General features: G+C 60.1%; 15 protein-coding genes and 1 tRNA gene. 6 read left to right on the top strand and 10 right to left on the bottom strand.

The features are described from left to right. Window positions 1-101 precede the first annotated feature (101 nt). Window positions 102-2,633, bottom strand: coding sequence for a DNA gyrase subunit A (gene gyrA, locus NW806_RS09430; RefSeq protein WP_414410907.1), 2,532 nt, complete (start codon window positions 2,631-2,633; stop codon window positions 102-104). Window positions 2,634-2,830: 197 nt separating this feature from the next. Here gyrA and NW806_RS09425 point away from each other — a divergent pair, with 197 nt between their 5' ends. Beyond that, a complete protein-coding gene (locus tag NW806_RS09425) occupies window positions 2,831-4,522 on the top strand; it encodes a SulP family inorganic anion transporter (protein ID WP_414410906.1) in 1,692 nt (563 codons plus the stop codon). 52 nt (window positions 4,523-4,574) lie between these two features. Further along, window positions 4,575-5,249, top strand: a complete 675-nt coding sequence (locus NW806_RS09420) for a DUF6671 family protein (RefSeq protein ID WP_414410905.1) — start codon at window positions 4,575-4,577, stop codon at window positions 5,247-5,249. 626 nt (window positions 5,250-5,875) lie between these two features. Here NW806_RS09420 and NW806_RS09415 read toward each other — a convergent pair. From NW806_RS09415 to groES, 6 genes are all read right to left on the bottom strand, one after another. Continuing rightward, window positions 5,876-7,456 (bottom strand): iron uptake porin, encoded by a 1,581-nt coding sequence (locus NW806_RS09415; protein WP_414410904.1) that lies wholly within the window; start codon window positions 7,454-7,456, stop codon window positions 5,876-5,878. Between the two features lie 285 nt (window positions 7,457-7,741). Continuing rightward, window positions 7,742-7,813, bottom strand: a tRNA-Val gene (locus tag NW806_RS09410). A 38-nt stretch (window positions 7,814-7,851) separates the two neighbouring features. Then, window positions 7,852-9,015 (bottom strand): GuaB3 family IMP dehydrogenase-related protein, encoded by a 1,164-nt coding sequence (locus NW806_RS09405; protein ID WP_414410903.1) that lies wholly within the window; start codon window positions 9,013-9,015, stop codon window positions 7,852-7,854. A 27-nt stretch (window positions 9,016-9,042) separates the two neighbouring features. Beyond that, the gene (locus NW806_RS09400; protein WP_414410902.1) at window positions 9,043-9,879 is read right to left on the bottom strand and encodes a DUF429 domain-containing protein; all 837 of its coding nucleotides are present in this window, start codon (window positions 9,877-9,879) and stop codon (window positions 9,043-9,045) included. Window positions 9,880-10,015: 136 nt separating this feature from the next. After that, window positions 10,016-11,647, bottom strand: a complete 1,632-nt coding sequence (groL, locus tag NW806_RS09395; RefSeq protein ID WP_414410901.1) for a chaperonin GroEL — start codon at window positions 11,645-11,647, stop codon at window positions 10,016-10,018. A gap of 90 nt (window positions 11,648-11,737) precedes the next feature. Next, window positions 11,738-12,049: a co-chaperone GroES gene (groES, locus tag NW806_RS09390; RefSeq protein WP_414393818.1), complete on the bottom strand. Its 312-nt coding sequence runs from the start codon at window positions 12,047-12,049 to the stop codon at window positions 11,738-11,740. Window positions 12,050-12,259: 210 nt separating this feature from the next. Between groES and NW806_RS09385 the strand changes: the two genes are divergently transcribed. Continuing rightward, window positions 12,260-13,072, top strand: coding sequence for a PhzF family phenazine biosynthesis protein (locus NW806_RS09385; RefSeq protein ID WP_414410900.1), 813 nt, complete (start codon window positions 12,260-12,262; stop codon window positions 13,070-13,072). Between the two features lie 52 nt (window positions 13,073-13,124). Here the strand turns inward: NW806_RS09385 and NW806_RS09380 are convergent, their stop codons facing one another. Both NW806_RS09380 and NW806_RS09375 read right to left on the bottom strand, forming a co-directional pair. Then, a complete protein-coding gene (locus NW806_RS09380; protein WP_414393822.1) occupies window positions 13,125-14,108 on the bottom strand; it encodes an apocytochrome f in 984 nt (327 codons plus the stop codon). A gap of 153 nt (window positions 14,109-14,261) precedes the next feature. After that, complete coding sequence (locus tag NW806_RS09375; RefSeq protein ID WP_414394364.1) at window positions 14,262-14,780, bottom strand: cytochrome b6-f complex iron-sulfur subunit; 519 nt, start codon at window positions 14,778-14,780, stop codon at window positions 14,262-14,264. 138 nt (window positions 14,781-14,918) lie between these two features. Between NW806_RS09375 and NW806_RS09370 the strand changes: the two genes are divergently transcribed. Next, complete coding sequence (locus NW806_RS09370; RefSeq protein WP_414405649.1) at window positions 14,919-15,236, top strand: DUF3067 family protein; 318 nt, start codon at window positions 14,919-14,921, stop codon at window positions 15,234-15,236. Window positions 15,237-15,299: 63 nt separating this feature from the next. Here NW806_RS09370 and NW806_RS09365 read toward each other — a convergent pair whose 3' ends face one another. Continuing rightward, the gene (locus NW806_RS09365; protein ID WP_414410899.1) at window positions 15,300-16,541 is read right to left on the bottom strand and encodes an ATP-binding protein; all 1,242 of its coding nucleotides are present in this window, start codon (window positions 16,539-16,541) and stop codon (window positions 15,300-15,302) included. A gap of 249 nt (window positions 16,542-16,790) precedes the next feature. On the opposite strand from NW806_RS09365, the gene lepA reads away from it, so the two are divergent. Together lepA and yqeK are read left to right on the top strand one after the other, a co-directional pair. Further along, window positions 16,791-18,602, top strand: a complete 1,812-nt coding sequence (lepA, locus tag NW806_RS09360) for a translation elongation factor 4 (protein ID WP_414393826.1) — start codon at window positions 16,791-16,793, stop codon at window positions 18,600-18,602. After that, entirely contained in the window at window positions 18,595-19,236 is a 642-nt protein-coding gene (yqeK, locus tag NW806_RS09355; RefSeq protein WP_414405651.1) for a bis(5'-nucleosyl)-tetraphosphatase (symmetrical) YqeK, read from the top strand. Before lepA ends, yqeK begins: the two co-directional genes overlap by 8 nt. Window positions 19,237-19,238: the final 2 nt, after the last annotated feature.

Genomic DNA, 19,238 nt, shown 5'->3' with positions numbered 1-19,238 from the left:
GCTCTTGCCGCTCCCCCAATTTGGGCTACGCCCAGCTTACCACCTACACCTTGCCGCCCTCGGTACGGGATCCCACCCTTTTGAGGCGGCAAATGCCGTACCTAAGAGCAGCCGGAGCTTAAGGGCGAGGGATCCCCGACAAATGAGGCCGGCACCACGGTTACCCCGACGATGTTGTCCTCGGGATCCAGGCGCTGAACCAGCACACCCGTTGCCTCGCGCGACTGGGCAGGAATGGCCTTGGCCAGCTGGCGCATGACCATGCCCCTGGCAGTAACCAAGAGGATCTCGTCCTCGGCATTGACGATGCGCAGAGCCGCCAGCTCATCCGACGCCTGGCGGAACTTGGTGGCGATCACCCCCTTGCCGCCACGGTTTTGCTGGCGGAAATGGTCAATGGCCAAGCGCTTGCCCCGACCTTCCTTGGTGATGACCAGCACCCAGGGATTGGCTAGCCGCTCTCCCTCTTGCTCAGCAGCCCTCACCGACTCGGCAGAGAGAATATCCATGCTGACGATGGCGTCGCCGGCGTTGAGGGTAATGGCCCGCACACCGCGAGCCGGCCGCCCCAGGGGACGCAGTTGCTCGTCGTCAGCCCGGAAGCGAATGCCCATGCCCTGGCGAGTTGCCATGACCACGTCGTCAGCCGGGCGGGCACGGCGCACCCAGCACAACTCGTCACCTTCTTCAAGAGAAATGGCAATCAGGCCATTGGAGCGAACGTTGGCAAAGGCGCTGAGGGCCGTTTTTTTGATGTACCCCCTGCGCGTGAGCATCACCAGGTATTCGTCCTCGCTAAACTCGCCTACGGGCACCATCGAGGTAACCCGCTCTTCCCGGCTCAGCGGCAGCAACTGGACAATGGCACTGCCACGGGCGGTGCGGCTCCCTTGGGGGATCTGGTAGGCGGGCAGAGTATAGGCCACCCCCCGATTGGTGAAAAAGAGAAGGGTGTCGTGGCTGCAACAGGCAAAAAATTGGGCAATGGCATCGTCTTCTTTGATGCGGGCGCCAGCCTTGCCGCGGGTGGCTCGTCCTTGCACCCGAAACTCTTCGAGATCCATGCGCTTGATGTAGCCCTGTTCCGTGAGGAAGATGACCGTCTCGCGGTTTTCGATGAGATCGGCCACCTCCAGCTCACCGTCCTCCAGGCAAAAGCGGGAGCGGCGCGGGCTCCCAAAGCGGGCTTTGAGCTGCAACAGCTCCTCGCGGATAATCTGCATCACCCGTTCCCGCCGGGTGAGAATGTCCCGCAAATCGGCAATTTGCCGCAGCAAGTCCTCGTGTTCGGCCTGGATCTTCTCGGCTTCCAGGGCCGTGAGGCGGCGCAGTTGCATTTGGAGGATGCCTTCGGCCTGCACTTCACTTAGCCCCAGTTGGCTCTGCAGCTCGGCGCGGGCGGTGGCAGGATCAGCTGCTTCCCGAATGAGAGCAATGACCCGATCCAGCTGCCCCAAAGCCACAAGGTACCCCTGCAACAGGTGAGCTCGCTCCTCGGCTTTCTGCAGCTCGTGGCGGGTGCGCCGCTCGATGAGCTCTACCCGAAAGTCCAGAAAAGTCTGGAGCGCGTCCCGCAACGTCAAGGTGCAGGGCCTGCCGTTGAGGATGGCCAGCATGTTGACCCCAAAGCTGGTCTGCAGGGGGGTCTGTTTGTAGAGGTTGTTGAGCACCACCTGGGGCTGGGCATCCCGCTTCAGCTCAATGACTACCCGCATGCCCCTGCGGTCGCTCTCGTCGCGGATGTCGGCAATGCCCTCCAGTTTTTTCTCATTAACCAACTCGGCAATTTTTTCAATCATGGCTGCCTTGTTGGTCTGGTAGGGCAGCTCGGTGATGACAATGGCCTCTCGCGCTGGCCGGCCCGGCTGCTCGAGGGTTTCGATGGTGGCCACGCCGCGCAGCGTGATGGAGCCGTGCCCGGTGGCGTAGGCTTCGCGGATGCCCTCCTGGCCCAGGATCAGCCCGCCCGTGGGAAAATCTGGCCCGGGGATCCACTGCATTAACTCCAGGCTGCTCAGGTTGGGGTTTTCGATGAGGGCAATCAGGCCGTCCACCAGCTCTCCCAGGTTGTGGGGGGGAATGTTGGTGGCCATGCCCACGGCAATACCGGAAGAGCCGTTCAGCAGCAACTGCGGGATCCGCGCCGGCAGCACCAGTGGCTCCTGCTGGGATCCGTCATAGTTGTCGACAAAGTCAACGGTGTTGGCGTCGAGGTCCTGCAGCAGGGCTTCTTGGGCAAAGGCCGTGAGGCGGCACTCGGTGTAGCGCATGGCCGCTGGCGGATCGTTGTCAATGGAGCCGAAGTTGCCGTGTCCATCCACCAGGCGCTCCCGCATGGAGAAATCCTGGGCCATGCGCACCAGGGCCTCGTAAACCGCCTGATCCCCGTGGGGATGGTATTTCCCGATTACATCCCCCACCACCCGAGCGCACTTGCGAAAGGGCCGATCCGCCGTCAGGCCCAACTCGTACATGGCATAGAGGATGCGACGATGCACCGGCTTGAGGCCATCCCGCGCGTCTGGCAAAGCCCTCCCGACAATAACGCTCATGGCGTATTCCAGGTAGGACTGCGTCATCTCCCGCTGCAGGTCAGTGGAGATGATGCGCGCGGCCAACTCGTTGTCGCTCATGGGGTGGGAAGAATGCCAGTTAGCTTGACGCAGGCAAGGTAGCCCTACTCTCAGTCTACCATCGGCCTTGTGAGGAGCTTCCCGCCGGGGCTGCTCGGGGATCCCTGAAGAAGTTCATAGGTAAAAGTCTATTCTCTAACTTAGCCTTAGGGTAACCCTCAATGATAGGCTGCCTATAGCGTTGAGAGTGGCAAGGTATGGTACAGGCTGGCGGAGGCAATCTTCTAAGGGGCTGGCGTCAGCGTCTAAGTCTAGAAAACTGGCGCGGGGATCTCTTCGGTGGCCTGACGACGGCAATTGTGTCCTTGCCAATGGCCCTAGCCTTTGGAGTGGCTTCCGGGGCGGGGCCAGTGGCAGGTCTTTACGGGGCGGTGTGTGTGGGCTTTTTTGCGGCCCTGTTCGGCGGTACCCCCACCCTCATCTCCGAGCCCACCGGGCCGATGACGGTGATGATGACAGCAGTCATTGCCAAGGTTACCGCCCGCTATCCCGAGCAGGGGCTGGCGCCGGCCTTCACGGTGGTCATGCTGGGGGGCCTGTTTCAGATCTTGTTTGGATCCCTGAAGCTGGGCAAATACATTACCCTCATGCCCTATAGCGTTATCTCTGGCTTTATGTCGGGGATTGGCTGGATCATGATTTTGCTGCAGATCCCGCCGCTGTTGGGCCACGCTAGCCAGGGGGGAGTCATTGGGGCCGTGCGGAACCTGCCGACCTACCTGCTCAACCTCAAGGTGCCGGAACTGGGGTTAGGTCTGCTAACGCTGGCAATCCTTTTTGGCTATCCCAAGCCTTGGCGGCGGGCGGTGCCGCCCCAGCTGGTGGCCCTGGTGTTGGGAACGTTGGTGGCCAGCTTGTTCATGGCGGATTGGGATTTGCGGCGCATTGGCCCCATCCCCACCGGCTTGCCGCAGGTGCAATGGCCCCAGCTGCCCTTTGCTGCCTTGGCCAGCCTGGTGTTGGACGGGGTGGTGCTGGGCATGCTGGGCTGCATCGATACCCTCTTGACGGCGGTGATTGCCGACAACCTCACGCGCACCCGCCACGACTCTGACCAAGAGCTGATTGGGCAGGGAATTGCCAACCTGGTCTCTGGCTTCCTGGGGGGCTTGCCGGGGGCCGGCGCCACCATGGGCACGGTGGTAAATATCCAGTCGGGGGGACGTACTCCCTTGGCCGGTATCCTCCGCGCCCTCATCCTTTTGATGGTGGTGCTGTTTGCCGCTCCCCTGACCCAAGGGATCCCGATGGCCGTGCTGGCGGGGATTGCTTTCAAGGTGGGGGTGGACATCCTCGACTGGAGCTTCCTGAAGCGGGCCCACCGCCTCTCCCTCAAAGGGGCAGCCATTATGTACGGGGTGATGTTCATGACCGTGTTTGTGGATCTCATCGCCGCCGTGGGAGTGGGGGTGTTCGTGGCCAACTTGCTCACCATCCAGCGCCTGAGCGAGCTTCAGTCGGAAGAGGTGAAAGCCATTACCGATGCGGACGATGCCGTAGACCTCACCCCGCGGGAAAAGGAATTGCTGCGCCAGGGCCGCGGCCAGGTGCTGTTGTTTTACTTGAGCGGCCCGATGATCTTCGGGGTTTCCCAGGCCATTTCCCGCCAATATCAGGCGGTAGCCTCCTGCCAGGCTTTGGTGGTGGACCTATCAGATGTGCCGATGCTGGGGGTTTCGGCGACCCTCTCCCTGGAAAATGCCATTCGCGAGGCCCTAGATCGCGGCAAACAGGTGTGGATTGTCGGCGCCAGAGGCCGCATCCGGCAGCGCTTGGAAAGCCTACGTTTGCCCCTGCCGGCGGAGCGGTTTGTGGAAAGCCGAGAGGCCGCTTTGGCCGAGGCCGTCGCCCACTTGGGCTTGGCGGCAAAACCCAGCCCCCTAGTTTGAGCCATCTCGACTTGCCCAAGGACAAAAGCTGTAGGCTTTTTGCAGCACCTCTATGGACTGGAAGGTTCGGATTGCCTACTTGGCAACCCTGCATCGCAAAGAGGAGGTGACTGCCCCTCTCTTGGCCGAGCATCTGGGGATCCAGGTGCAGGTGATACCTCTAGACACCGACCAATTCGGCACCTTCTCGCGGGAGCGCCCCCGGCCAGGGGATCCCCTTCACACCCTACGTCTAAAGATCGAGAGAGCCCGCCAAGCTTACCCTGCCCCCTTGGTTTTGGCCAGCGAGGGATCCTTCGGCCCCCATCCCCAGATCCCTTGGATGCCTTGGAACCAGGAATGGGTCATGCTCAAGGTTTTTGAATCCGGCGCGGATCCCTTGGAGCTGGTGGGCTATGCAGAAAGTACCCCAACCAATTTCAGCCATCGCTGGGTGCAAAGTTTTGCGGAAGCGCTTGACTTTGCCCAAAAAGTCGGTTTCCCCGAGCATGCCCTGATCGCCCTCGACCAGCCGGAAAACCCCCAAGTTATCCACAAAGGGATCCAAGACGAAGCAACCCTGAGGCAGGTGGTGGAGGAGCTGCTGGCCCGGCAGCAGGGGCTGCACCTGGAAACCGACATGCGGGCCCTGTACAACCCAACCCGCCTGCAGGTCATCGCGGCAGCCACCCAAAACCTCATTGCCAAAGCCCAAAGCCTCTGCCCAGCCTGCGGCACTCCCGGCTAGGCGCATCCGCCCCCTGGCAGGCTTGCCCTGCGGCCAGTGTGGCGCTCCTACCCCTGTAACCAAGGCATGGGTGTATGGCTGTGCTCGCTGTTCCCACACCCACACCGAGCCTGTGGCAGAGACCTGGGCAGATCCGGCTTAGTGCCCTTTTTGTAACCCCTAGCTTCCCGGCGCCCCCTCCAACTTCCTCAATGGATCCCAGGGCGAGGGCTCTCCTCTAGTCCTTGATTCACTGGACAATCAGCCACTTTGTGGCATGACCAACCTCCTGCCTTGACGGAGATGGGCTGAGCTAGTAGGCTTGCGAGTACATCTTTTCTGGTAGGCACTTTGCCTAGGCTAAAGTTGGCTCCGTCTTTAGCCGGTGTGCCTTATGGGGGCAAGGAGCACCTACCTGCAGCTCGCGGGGAAGTGACGCCTGTGGAGATCCCTCTGGCGGGGTGGTAGGGGTAAACTCTGCCACTAGCTACGGGTCGTGGAAGCAGGAAGAAAGCGTCAACCTGGAGCAAAAGTCCGCTTTTGTCCAGCGTTGTATAAGTCTTTCAGAGCGGCAAGGCTTGGGAAGCAAAAAAGGGATCCGCCACTGCGGATCCCTAAATTTTTAACCTAGGCAGGACAGCAAGGGGTTAGAAGGTAAACACTGCCCGCAGAGCGCCCACACCAATGGTTGGGTCGTTGTCTCCTGGCCTGCCGCCGTTGGGGTTGCTTACAAAATAGGCAGCAGGTGTCAAGGTAATGTACTCATTGACCGGGAAGCTGTAGTAGACGTCCACTACGAAGGGGCGGGTATCCCAGACGCCAGAATTGTCAGTGGTCACGATTGGCTGGCCGAAGACCACACCACCTTTGGCACCCTCCACGAACAGATCCGGGAAGACAAAGCCAAACAGCCAGCCGTTGAAGCTTTCGTCACCTGGATCGATAGTGCCAGCTGGTACCACATTAGGCAGGTTGTAATCGACATTGCCAGCGGTGAACCAGCCGGACACCGTAATCCGTGGACTTACATCCCACTTAGCGGCCACCGTAAAGGCATTGACCCGCGCAGAGGTGGTTACCTCATTCCGGCGCAGCGGCCCTCGGAAGAGGTTACTGCCGGTGGCCAAGAAGCTGGGGCCTTTTGTAGCATCCTGCAGATAGGTGGTAGCAAACTGCAGGTAGAACTCCAGCTCTTTTGTAGGCAAAAAGCCCAGCTCCACCGTGTGAGCGCTGTCGTTGCCCGTCAAACCGCTGTCACCAAAGCCTCTGCCTAAGTCCTGGGCGCCGCGAGTGCTGTAGGCGTAGGCTAAGCGAAGCTGGTCGCTGAGACGAGAGCGGAAGCCAAACAGCGTTCCACTGGGCACATCTCCCGTGGATTTGGGAAGGTCGGCAAAGTCAGAAAGGGCCTCGAAGGGAACGCTGTATTGAAGGACGCTGGACACCCCTGTGCCCGTGATGCCGGCGTAGATGGTGGCAGCGCGGTTAAAGGCAGGGAACTGATAGACCAACTGGGCCAGGGTGAAAGTGCCACCGCCACCACCGCCAAAGCCAACGCCTGGATCCCCAGAGAAGAAGGCGGTTACCGCATCGCGAGCCTGCAGGCGGATGCGCAAACGGTCGCGGCCAGCAAAGGAGGCGTCGAAGTTCAGCCGCACCCGATAGGGCAGGGTCATGTTGGCTTGGTTCTGCTCAGCCACAACCCTTCCCCCAACAACCCGATCTTCTGTCAGGGCGCTGCCCAGAATAGCTGTAATCACCTCGGCATTCAACTTGGTAACCGGGTTGAAGACCTTGCCTTTGAGGTCGTTAATATCAGCCTCTGCTGCCTCTACCCGCCCCCGTAGAGCCGCCAGCTCAGCCGCAAACTCCTCCTGCAGCCGCTGCAGCGTAGCCAAGTCCTCTTTGGAAACCTTGTCGGCTAGCCCAGCAGCGATCAGCTCGTTGATGCGATCCAAGCAGGCGTTCATCCCAGCGGCAAACTCATAGCGGGTCATGGCCCGGTTGCCGCGGAAGGTGCGGTCGGGGTAGCCGGCAATACAGCCGTAACGCTCGACCAGAGATTGCAGCGCCTGGAAAGCCCAGTCAGTAGGCTGCACATCCGAAAGTTCAGAGATGGAGGTGACAGGCCCCGTCGCTTGGGCATAGGCCACCCCAGGGGTCAAGACTGCCGCTGCACCTAGAGTCCCAGCCAGCAGCGTTTTCCAGTAGTTCGCGTGTTTTGCGGGCATGTTTCTCTCCTTGTTCTCTGTCCTCACACCTATCTTGGCTGTAGCAGTGCCTTCTAAAAGTAACAGGCCGTCTACCTCGAGAGCGAGCCTGACAATTGCGGACTTTAGAAGAACAACATAGTACAGCCCCAGTCCATACCGTCTACCACTTTACACACTTTTTGAGCCAGACTCAATGCGAGATCCCCAGGGCTAGATAATTCAGGCTCCACACCCATTACTCTACCCCAGGGATCTGGCCCTGGCTAGCGGGTGTATCCCCCAAACTGCCAGCCTGGATGAGGATGGGCGGTACCGGACTCGAACCAGTGACATCCTGCTTGTAAGGCAGGCGCTCTACCGCTGAGCTAACCGCCCTTGGGGATCCCGGCTACTGAGTTTAGCATTGGCGGGCGCTATCTCCCCATGCCCAGGCTCTGGGCTTTCTGGTACACCTTGCCCTCGGTGAGCAGGGAAGGGGCAATGCAGATCTCCACCTGCTGCATTTCCTTGAGGTTGGCAGCGCCCAGGGTAGCCATGCTGGTGCGCAGAGCACCCCAGAGGTTGTGGGTGCCGTCATCGAGGCGGGCGGGGCCGCACAAGATTTCTTCCAGGGTGCCGGTGCATCCCACGCGGATGCGGGTGCCGCGGGGCAAGACGGGGCTGGGAGTGGCCATGCCCCAGTGAAAGCCGCGACCGGGGGCCTCATAGGCGCGGGCCAAAGGGGATCCGATCATCACTGCATCGGCCCCACAGGCAATGGCCTTGCAAATGTCGCCACCGGTCACCAGGCCGCCGTCGGCGATGATGGGAACGTAGGTGCCGGTTTCGGCCAGGAACTGGTCGCGGGCGGCAGCACAGTCGGCAATCGCGGTAGCCTGTGGCACCCCCACCCCCAGCACGCCGCGGGAGGTGCAAGCGGCCCCCGGGCCGATGCCCACCAGGACCCCCGCTGCTCCTGCTTGCATTAGCTCTAGGGCCACCTCGTAGGTGACGCAGTTGCCCACCACTACGGGAATGGGCATGGAGCGGCAGAACTGGGCCAAATCGAGCTTTTGCATACCCTCAGGCACTTTGTGGTGGACGGAAACCACAGTGGCCTGGACGAAAAACAGATCCCCCCCCGCTTCCGCGACCAGGGGACCGTATTGGGCAGCGTGGGCGGGCACACAGCTAGCGGCAGCAATGGCGCCGGCAGCTTTGATCTGGCGAATGCGCTCTTGGATTAGCTCTGGCTTGACCGGCTCGCTGTAGAGGCGCTGCATCAGGGGGACGAACTCGTCTTTGCCAACTGCGGCAATCTGCTCCAGCACCTCGTCGGGATCCGCGTAGCGAGTTTGGATCCCGTCTAGGTTCAGCACTCCAAAAGCCCCCAGCTTGGAGAGCAAAATCGCCATCTTGACGTCCACCACGCCATCCATGGCGCTGGCAATGATGGGGATGGGTCGTTGGATCCCTCCTATAGTGAAGTGGGTATCCACCAGGCTGGGATCCAGGGTTCGCCTGCCCGGCACCAGCGCAATCTCATCCAGTCCGTATGCTCGTCTTGCCTGTCGATTGCGGCCCAGTTGGACGTTCATTTCTTTCCTCTTTAGCAAGAGGATCCCTTAATTAATCATGCCGCCAAGGAGGTCTCTAAAGCCAGAGAAAGTTTTGGGGTCGACTAGCCTCTTGGGCAGGGGTGTGAAGATGTGCCCTTCCTGCAGACTTCCGAAGCTGTGGCAGCGCTGGGATCCCCAGCGGAAGCCGTAGAGGGCGATGTAGGCGCACATCAAGGCATCGACTTGGTCTTCGTAGTTTTTGAGCTGGCGGCCTCTAAGGGATCCCACCTCCACTTGGAGCAGGGGCTCGTGGCCCTGCAGAGAGGGATCGGTGCTGGCCAAGGCGCGCAGATGTTGCTGGTACAGCCGCCAGGCCTGTTCTCGCTCCTGCCAGCTGCGGCGGGGACGCGCCTTGTAGGGGAGGCTGCGGCTAAGGCCAAACAGGCTCACGATGGCACTGTGGGGGAAGACTTCAGTAACTTGACGGGCCAAGCGCCCCTGCTCGATGCTGGCCTGCTCCTGAAAGCCATAGCGGGCGAGGGCTTGCACCAGCGCTTCTCCTCGCACCTGGCCATTTCTTTCTAGAAGCCGGCGGTTGGCCGGGTGAGCGCCAGCAGCGTAGGGTCGAAACACACGGTTGAGCTCGGCTTCTGCCTGCCGCTGGCCCCTCAAGTTAGGAACGCGCAAGGGGGCATCCACTGCCACCAGGCAGGGATCCCCTCCCGCTTGGGCTTGGATGTAGTCCACAATTTCCTCATTGGTCCCCAGGAGGCGGCTGTCCAGCAGGCAGCCTGTCAGGTTTTGAATGGCGGGATCCAGAATCTCCACCTCCAGCGTCGCCACCCCCGAAGGGTTGCGGGCTGACCAGGCCAGATCTAGGCCAATGCAGACTAACCGTGCCACGCCGCCTTCTCCTCTGCGCCCCCTGGGATAAGGAAAAGGGATCCCACCTGGGATCCCAAAAGCAGTCAGCTTTGCCCTGGCAAGGCAGCAGACTCTCTGCTACCTGGAGAAGCCGTTGCCTCTTCGTGCCAGAGGATTAGTAGTCGTAGTCATCCGCGCCGCCGCCACCAGCCGGCTTGTTGTTCTTAGGCTCGGGCTTGTCCACCACAATAGCTTCGGTGGTGAGCACCATGCCGGCAATCGAGGCAGCGTTTTGCAGGGCAGAGCGGGTGACTTTGGCCGGGTCAACGATACCCGCTTCGAACATATCCACATAGGCGTCGTTCTGGGCATCGTAACCCACCGTGAAGGGCTTCTCTTTCACCCGCTCCAGCACAATCGAGCCGTTCTGGCCGGCGTTCTCGGCAATGCGGCGCAGCGGAGCGCCCAGAGCACGGGCCACCAGCATAGCCCCCACCAGCTCATCGCCAGACAGGTTGGCCTGCGCCCACTCCGTAACCACCGGAATCAGGTGGGCCAAGGTGGTGCCGCCGCCGGGGACGATCCCCTCTTCTACTGCCGCCTTGGTGGCGTTGATGGCATCTTCCAGGCGCAGCTTGCGATCCTTCATTTCCGTTTCGGTGGCCGCGCCCACTTTAATCACCGCCACACCGCCAGCTAGCTTGGCCAAGCGCTCTTGCAGTTTTTCTTTGTCGTAGGTGGAGTCAGTCTCTTCAATTTGGCGACGGATTTGCTCGCAACGGGCTTTCACCGCCGCTTCGTTGCCCTCCGCCACGATGGTGGTGTGGTCCTTGGTTACCGTGACGCGGCGAGCCGAGCCAAAGGACTCAAGACGCGCGTTCTCCAGCTTCAGGCCGCGCTCCTCGCTAATCACTTCGCCGCCGGTGAGGATGGCGATGTCCTCCAGCATGGCTTTGCGGCGATCCCCAAAGCCAGGCGCTTTCACCGCCACCACGCTCAGCACGCCCCGCAGCTTGTTCACTACCAAGGTGGCCAGGGCTTCCTTCTCAATGTCTTCGGCAATGATCAGCAGCGGACGACCAGCGCGGGCCACTTGCTCCAGAACCGGCACCAGGTCTTGCACCAGGGTAATCTTCTTGTCGGTGATTAGGACGTAGGGGTTCTCCAGAACCGCCTCCATCCGCTCCGTGTCAGTGACGAAGTAGGGGGAGATGTAGCCTTTGTCAAAGCGCATCCCCTCCGTCACTTCCAGCTCGGTGGTCATGGACTTGCCTTCTTCTAGGGAGATCACCCCCTCGCGGCCCACTTTTTCCATGGCCTCGGCAATCATGCGGCCCACTTCCTCATCGTTGCCAGCAGAAATGGCCGCCACCTGGGCAATGGCTTTGGAGTCTTCTACTGGGCGGGCGTGTTCGGCAATTTTGTCCACTAGGAACTTCACTGCCTTGTCAATGCCGCGCTTGAGGGCGATGGGGTTGGCGCCAGCAGCCACGTTCTTGAGCCCTTCTTTCACCATGGCGTGGGCCAAGACCGTAGCTGTAGTGGTGCCGTCGCCAGCGATGTCATTGGTCTTAGAGGCAGCTTGACGGATGAGAGAAACTCCCGTGTTTTCAATGTGGTCTTCCAGCTCAATTTCTTTGGCAATGGTTACCCCATCGTTAACAATCTGGGGTGCGCCAAATTTTTTCTCCAGCACCACGTTGCGCCCTTTGGGGCCAAGGGTAACGGCTACGGCCTCTGCCAAAATGTCCATGCCGTGTTCAAGAGCGCGACGGGCTTCTTCGCTGAAAATAATCGACTTAGCCATAGTCAACCTCCAACGGTCAGCCAACGAAGGATAAGCTAGAAGCTAGCAGCAGTTGATCTCTTTTACAGCACTTGCCGCCTCTTGCTAGAACTACTGAACAATGGCGAGGATGTCCCGCTCAGCTAGCAGCACATACTCCTCGGTACCCAGCTTCACCTCCGTGCCGGCGTACTTGGAGTAGAGCACTCTGTCGCCTACTTTCAGCTCTATTGGAATAACCTTGCCATCGTCATTGCGCTTGCCAGGACCGACCGCAACCACTTCCCCTACTTGGGGTTTCTCTTTGGCAGTGTCAGGCAAAAAGATCCCGCCTGCGGTTTTCTCATCCTGCTGGGCAACTTTCACCAGCACACGGTCGCCCAGCGGTTTCAGCGTAGAGACGTTCAGCGTTACTGCAGCCATACTAAGTGTCCTCCGTGATGCCTATGGCAGGAAGTCAAAGGGTGATTGAGGAGTCAACTAAACTTGCATCCGTTGAGGCTTTAGCACTCTCGGCTTCCGAGTGCTAGTTTATCAGCCAGCTCTGCAGCCTGACAATAGCTGCAACGACAGACGAGGCGGTTGGGTGTGGATCTCCCGACTTCCTCTGCGCCTTTTGGGGGAGGAGAGGCGGTGCGAATTCCCTTGTTTCAGGTGGATGCCTTTACGGCAGTGCCCTTTAGGGGCAATCCGGCAGCGGTTTGCTTGCTGTCCCAGGAGCTGCCGCAGGAGCTGTTGCAGGCAATTGCGGCAGAGAACAATCTGTCGGAAACAGCTTTTTTGCTGCCCCAGGGATCCTGGGATGGCCTCCCCCACTACAGCCTGCGCTGGTTTACCCCCACAACGGAAGTGGATCTCTGTGGGCACGCCACCCTAGCTGCTGCCCATGTGCTCTTGAGCGAAGTTCACCCAGAAGCTCAGGAGGTGGCCTTCTCCACCCGCAGTGGCCAGGTGTTGGTGCGGCAGCAAGGAAAGCGGCTAGCGATGGATTTCCCCTCCCAGACTCCCCAACCTTGGCTGGAAGCGCAAGAACAGGTGGCGGCGGCCTTGGGGATCCCTCCTCTAGAGTTGTACCGCGGCAGCATGGGGGTAGCGGTGCTGGCTTCGGCGCAGCAGGTGCGGCAAGTCCAGCCGAATTGGGCTCAGGTGGAGGCGCTCTCTGTCTCCGGGTTAATCGTCACCGCTGCCGGAGCAGATTTGGAGGAGGGAGCGGATTTTGTTTGCCGCGTTTTCGCCCCCCGCTTGGGGATCTCGGAGGATCCCGTAACCGGCTCTGCCCAGTGTCTGTTGGCGCCCTATTGGTCGGAGCGGCTGGGTCGAACTGAGCTCAGGGTGCGGCAGCTCTCGAGGCGGGGGGGTGAGCTCTGGTGTCGCTATCTCGGCGCTCGGGTGGAGATTGCCGGGCAGGCAGTGCTGGTGATGGTGGGAGAGCTGAGGATTCCTTAGAAAAAACACCCCGGCTGGTTCCGGGGTGCTGGGAATGATGGGAAGGGTGGGGCTAGCCCAAAAGTTCTGCCGCCTGAATAAGTTCCACTTGCTTTTTCTTGAGTACCAAGAGGAGCTGAGTGATAGCCACTGCCGCCAGGAAGGCCACCATCCACTTCACCCGATCCGGGCTCTGCAGCACCAGATCCCGCTCCACTTGGCCAAAGCCGCCCACGTTGGGGTTGTTGGTAACCGGATCCCCTTCTTTGACGCTGTCGCCAATGTTAACCACCAACTCCGGCCCCGGCGGCACCACCAGATGCTGGATACCGTTCTCAGTTTCGAAGCTGAGCACTCGCGTGCCCGGCAACTCGTATTCGGGTGGCACCAGGGCGGCCAGCTCTGCCGGCAGGTCGCTAAGATCCGACTCGATAGTGGCGATGCTGGTCAGGCGGCCGGTGGCGGGAGCGCGGAAGACGTTGTTGTTGCTGAGGCTGCCATCGGGGTTGATCTGGCCACGGCCCCGGTTGGCGCCAATGTAAACCCGATATTTCATGAAAGCCACTGAGGGATCCTCTTTCGGGTCAGGGGCTACCACCGGGAAGACGATTTCCTGGTGCTGCTCACCGGGCAACGGCCCCACCAGGAGGATGTTGGGCTTCTGGTCACTGTAGGGAGTGATGTAGGTCTCAGCGGTCTCCTGCCGCTGCTTTTCGGTCATTTCCTCCTCAGTGGCCAGGCGGAAGCCCTCTGGCAAGATCACCACCGCGCCAACATTCAAGCCGCCCTTGCTGCCATCTGCTAGCACCTGCTGCTTGCTTAGGTCGTAGGGAATCCCAACTTTAATGGTGAACACCTGACCGGGGGTAACCGCCTGCGGCACTTCAGCCCGGACAGGCATGGCGTTCAGGTGGCAGTTGGCGCAGACAATTTTCCCCGTTGCCTCGCGGGGGTTATCGTAGGCCATCTGGGCATAGTAGGGGTAGGCTGCTGCTGGCGGAGATGCTACGACCATTAGCAGCAGCGCACACAAGGCCAAGAAAAAAATTCGCTTCATAAGCTCAACTCAAAATTGCAATTCCAATCTGCAAAAGCTCTGCAAAAGCTTTTTGCGCCCTCTCCTCGAGAGCCTGTGGACGCTCTGGCTAAGACCAACGCCGTGCCCTCTTCAGGCTTTCCTCTCGCCACCGCCAGCCCTGCAATGGCGCGTTTAGGCCTCGCGGAAATCGGGGCCCTGCCAAGGGCTAAAGCGAATGTTGTCGCCGTCCACCGTGGCGCTGACTAGCTCTAGCGAGCGGGGAGCCGGTCCCCGAATCACCTTGCCATTGGCTGCATATTGGGATCCGTGACAGGGGCACTTGAAGAGGTTTTCTCCTGCATTCCAGGGCACCACGCAGCCGAGGTGGGTGCAGACGGCGTTGAGGCCGTAGTTAGCCACCGCTCCATTGTCGATCACGATGTAGGTGGGATCCCCTTTCAAGCCCTGGGCCAGAACGCGGTCCGTAGCCGCGTGGGTAGCTAGCAGCTCGCTGACGCGAATTGGCCTGCCGAGGGCATCTTGGGCAATCACTCCCTCCCCTGTCCCACCGGCAGAGGGAGGAATGAAATACTTCACCACCGGGTAGAGGGCACCCACGACCACCACCCCCACCGAGCCGCTGAGAAGGGCGTTCAAGAGAACCCGCCGGCTCATGGGGGGCGCCTCAAAGTTGCTCATCGCTTCGGTCATAATGGTCAGGAAAGCCTGAGAAGTTTTAACGTTCGTTGACAAACGACACCATCCTAACCGAGCCCCCTAGCCAATTTCATTAAGAAATGCAAAGCTAGGAGCAGCTCGAGGGGGAGGCCGATGCATCCAAGCCAACCTATGAGGGGATCCGAGTTGCAAGCTTTGCTGCGGGAGAAGTGGGGCTGCTCCTACGACGTGCAGCTGCGCCGCTTGGGGGGTAGGGTGGTGTTGTTGGTGATGTGGCGCTACCTAGAGCAGCCCTCTTTCCCCTTGACGGAAGCCGAGTATCTGGCTCGCCTGGAGTCGGTGATGGCCCATCTGCAGGCTTGGGGTGTGTGGGAAACGGTGCGGCGAGAAATTGAGGCTACCCGCCAGAAACCTCGCATAGGCAAGGCGGTGGCCATTCCTCTGAATTTGCAAGGGGTGGGAGAGCGGGCCTGCGAGTGGCTGCTGTAGCCCGGATCTTCCTTGCAGGGCAGTTTGCCATCGCGGCAACGGAAAAAATCCACCGGCTTGGGGCTATCCAACTTCCACCAGGCCGGCCTGCAGGGCCTGCAAAAACTGGCGGGCGGTGCGACCGGAGAAGCCGTTCTGCTGCTGAGCCCAGATCAGCGCTTGGCGGCGCAAGGTATCTAAAGGCTGAGAGAGGCCCAGCCGCTGCGCCAAGTGTTCCACCGTAGCCAGATAGTCGGCTTGGCTAAAAGGGGCAAAGGTAAGGGTAAGGCCAAAGCGATCCCGCAGCGACAGCTTTTCCTGCACCGTATCCCAGGCGTGGATCTCTTGATCTTGGGGGTTGGGACGATCGCCAAAAAACTCGCGGATAAGGTGGCGGCGGTTGCTGGTGGCATAGAGGCGCACATTGGGCGGCGGTGGGACGAGATCTCCCTCTAGGAGCACCTTGAGCTGCTTAAACTCCGTTTCGTCCGCCTCAAAGGAGAGGTCGTCTACAAATAGGACAAAGGGCAGCGCCTGCTGTCGCAGCTCCGCCAAGATCTCCGGCAACTGCATCAAGTCTCTGGGTCTTAGCTCCAGTAGGCGCAGTCCCTGCGGGCCGTAGCGGCGCAACAACGCCTTCACCAGCGAAGACTTGCCGGTGCCCCGCGCTCCGTAGAGCAACACATGCAAAGCCGGATCCCCCCGCAGCAGCGCTTCGGTGTTGGCGGCCAGCTGCTGTTTCTGCTGTTCGTAGCCGTAAATCTCTTCCCATTCGGGCAAGTCGGGAGCAGGGATCCCTTCTAGCCCTGCTGGCCCCCAGCGAAAGGCCCAATAGCGGCCACAGAGCCCTGCCCCTGCTTGGCGGTAGTGGGCAATCAAGGCCTCCAGGCTCTGGCCCCAATCGGCCAAGGGGCGAGGATCCCAGCTAGAGCTGCTGCTGTTTTCATCTGGCCAGGAGATCCCTAGGCCCAGCGCCTGCATTTGCTCGGCGATCGTCTCCTGGCTATTGGCTATGAGCTGCAGGCAACGGAGATCGTGGCGGGCCGCTTGCAGAAGGGGTGCTGGGATCCCTTGCGGTTGCAGCGCCGCCCGCGAGAAAGGGTTATCGGCCCAGCGGATCTCCCGGATCAGCCACTCCCGCCAACTCAAGCCCTGCTGGGCCAGAAGCTCAAACCAACGCCCATAGGCTCTCCAGCAGGGCAAGGGATCCCCGCTCATCAACTGCTGAATGAGCTCCTGCCAGGCTAGGGCCAGGGGATGGGCGCAGATGTCCCGAAACACCAGCAGCCTAGCCGCCGCTTCCGCCGCTTCTTCTAGGGGAGTCATTACGGCCCGCTACCCCAAGCCTTGCGCAAAGAGGGCTGCCTCCAAGTAGCGCGAAGGGGCACCCTACTACCTACTATGCAACAAACCTTAACCCTGGTTTGTCAGCTAGCCTTCACCCCCACCCAGGTGGCTAAGCCCTGCTTGCGCCAGGAGTGCGGGCCACGGTGGTCAACCGCTGAATAAGCTTGGCTTAGCTAGAGGGACAAACAAGCTAGCATTGTAAAAAATCTTTGCCCTGACTTGGTTTCTATGACTGACGTCCCCGTCTCCCGCATTCGCAACTTTTCCATCATTGCCCACATTGATCACGGCAAGTCTACCCTTGCCGACCGGCTGCTGGAGGCAACCGGCACCGTCTCAGCCCGCGAGATGAAGCCGCAGCTTCTAGACAGCATGGAACTGGAGCGGGAGCGGGGCATCACCATCAAGCTACAGGCGGCCCGCATGAACTACCGTGCCCAAGACGGCCAGGACTATGTCCTCAACCTCATCGATACGCCAGGGCATGTGGATTTTTCCTACGAGGTCTCCCGCTCGCTGGCTGCCTGTGAAGGGGCGCTGTTGGTGGTGGATGCTTCTCAAGGTGTGGAAGCCCAAACCCTGGCCAATGTTTACCTGGCTTTGGAGAACAACCTGGAAATTATCCCCGTCATTAACAAAATTGACTTGCCTAGCGCCGACCCCGAGCGAGTCATTGCCGAGATCGAGCAGGTGATTGGCCTTGACTGCAGCGGGGCGATCCTAGCCTCTGCCAAAGTGGGCCTCGGTATCTCAGAGATTCTCGAGGCTATTGTGCAGCGGGTACCGCCACCGCAGGATACGGTAGCGGATCCCTTGCGGGCTTTGATCTTCGATAGCTACTACGATCCCTACCGGGGTGTGATTGTCTATGTGCGCATTGTGGATGGGGAGGTGAAAAGGGGGGACAAGATTTGCTTCATGGCCTCTGGCCGGGAGTACGAGGTTACTGAGCTGGGAGTGATGCGCCCCCACCAAGAGCCGGTTGAGTCTCTCCACGCCGGGGAAGTGGGCTACATTGCCGCTGCCATTAAAAGCGTTGAGCACGCCCGCGTGGGGGACACCATCACCCTCGTTCATCGCAGGGCTCCTGAGCCTCTGCCCGGCTACAAAGAAGCCAAGCCAATGGTGTTCTGTGGACTTTTTCCCAGCAACTCGGATCAGTACGCCGAACTCAAAGAGGCCTTGGAAAAGCTGAAGCTCAACGATGCCGCTCTCCACTTTGAGCCGGAAGTCTCCCCTGCCATGGGCTTTGGCTTCCGCTGTGGTTTCTTGGGCCTCCTCCATATGGAGGTGGTTCAGGAGCGGCTAGAGCGGGAGTACGACCTGGACCTGGTGATTACAGCCCCAACGGTGGTTTATCAAGTTACCCTCAACAATGGCTCGGTGCTCCGGGTTGATAACCCCAGCAAGCTGCCTCCTCCCAACGAGCGCCTTAGCATTGAGGAGCCCATTGTCCGCGTGGAGATGATTTTGCCGGAGGAATTCGTTGGCGCGGTGATGGAGCTGTGCGAGACTAAGCGCGGCATCTTTAAGGATATGAGGTATCTGGCTCAGGGCCGCACGACGCTGGTGTACGAATTGCCTCTGGCGGAAGTGATCACTGACTTTTTTGACCAGTTGAAATCTCGCACCCGCGGCTACGCCAGCATGGACTACCAAATGGTGGGCTATCGGGCTGACGATCTGGTGCGCCTGGATATCCTCATCAATGGCGAGCCGGTGGACGCTCTCTCCACGATTGTGCATCGGGACAAAGCCTTTCAGGTGGGCCGGTCTCTAGTGGCTAAGTTGCGCGAGCTGATCCCACGCCACCAGTTTGAGGTGCCCATCCAAGCGGCGATTGGCTCGCGCGTCATTGCCCGCGAAACTATCCCTGCGCTGCGCAAAAATGTTTTGGCCAAGTGCTACGGGGGAGACGTAACTCGCAAGCGCAAGCTGCTGGAAAAGCAAAAAGAAGGGAAAAAGCGCATGAAGGCACTGGGAACAGTGGATGTGCCCCAAGAGGCGTTTATGGCAGTGTTGAAGTTGCAAAATGACTAACCTAGCCTTGCGGCGCGAGGAGGTGTTGGCCTGGCTGCAGGAGCGGGTGCCTCCTCCCCGCCTGCGCCACATCTTGGGAGTCGAGGCAATGGCCCGGCAACTGGCGGCTCACTACGGATTGGATGAGGAGAAAGCCGCTTGGGCAGGTCTGATGCACGACTTAGCTAAGTCTTTCCCGGCGGAGCAACTGTTGCAGCGGGTAGCTCGGGAGCGGGAGCTAGACGAGATTGAACGGGCTGAGCCCCACATCCTCCACGCCGAGGTGGGCTCCCTGTTGGCGCGGGAACAGTTTCAGGTGCAGGATGCGGAGATCTTGGCGGCCATCGCCAACCACACCCTAGGCCAGCCCGGCATGGGTCCGCTTAGTTGTGTGGTTTTTGTAGCCGATGCTCTGGAACCCAACCGCGGCAGCAGCCCAGAGCTGGAGCAGTTGCGGCGCCTGGCTTTTGTAGATTTATCTAAAGCTGTGGTGGGGGTTTGCGATCTAAGCCTGAGATTTTTGCTAAACCGGAATCAGGTGGTTCATCCACGCACCCTCATGACTCGCAATTATTTCCTGCTCCATCCTTTGGATCAAAAGGATTTCCAGAGGTCTGCGTCTCCAGTTCTTTCCGTCGTTTCAGGAGGGTCTTAGTT

It is taken from the genome of Synechococcus sp. W65.1 (genome assembly GCF_047461615.1).
GTDB lineage: Bacteria > Cyanobacteriota > Cyanobacteriia > Thermostichales > Thermostichaceae > Thermostichus.
Note: the sequence above shows the minus strand (reverse complement) of the source record. Positions and strands in the feature narration are given on the sequence as shown.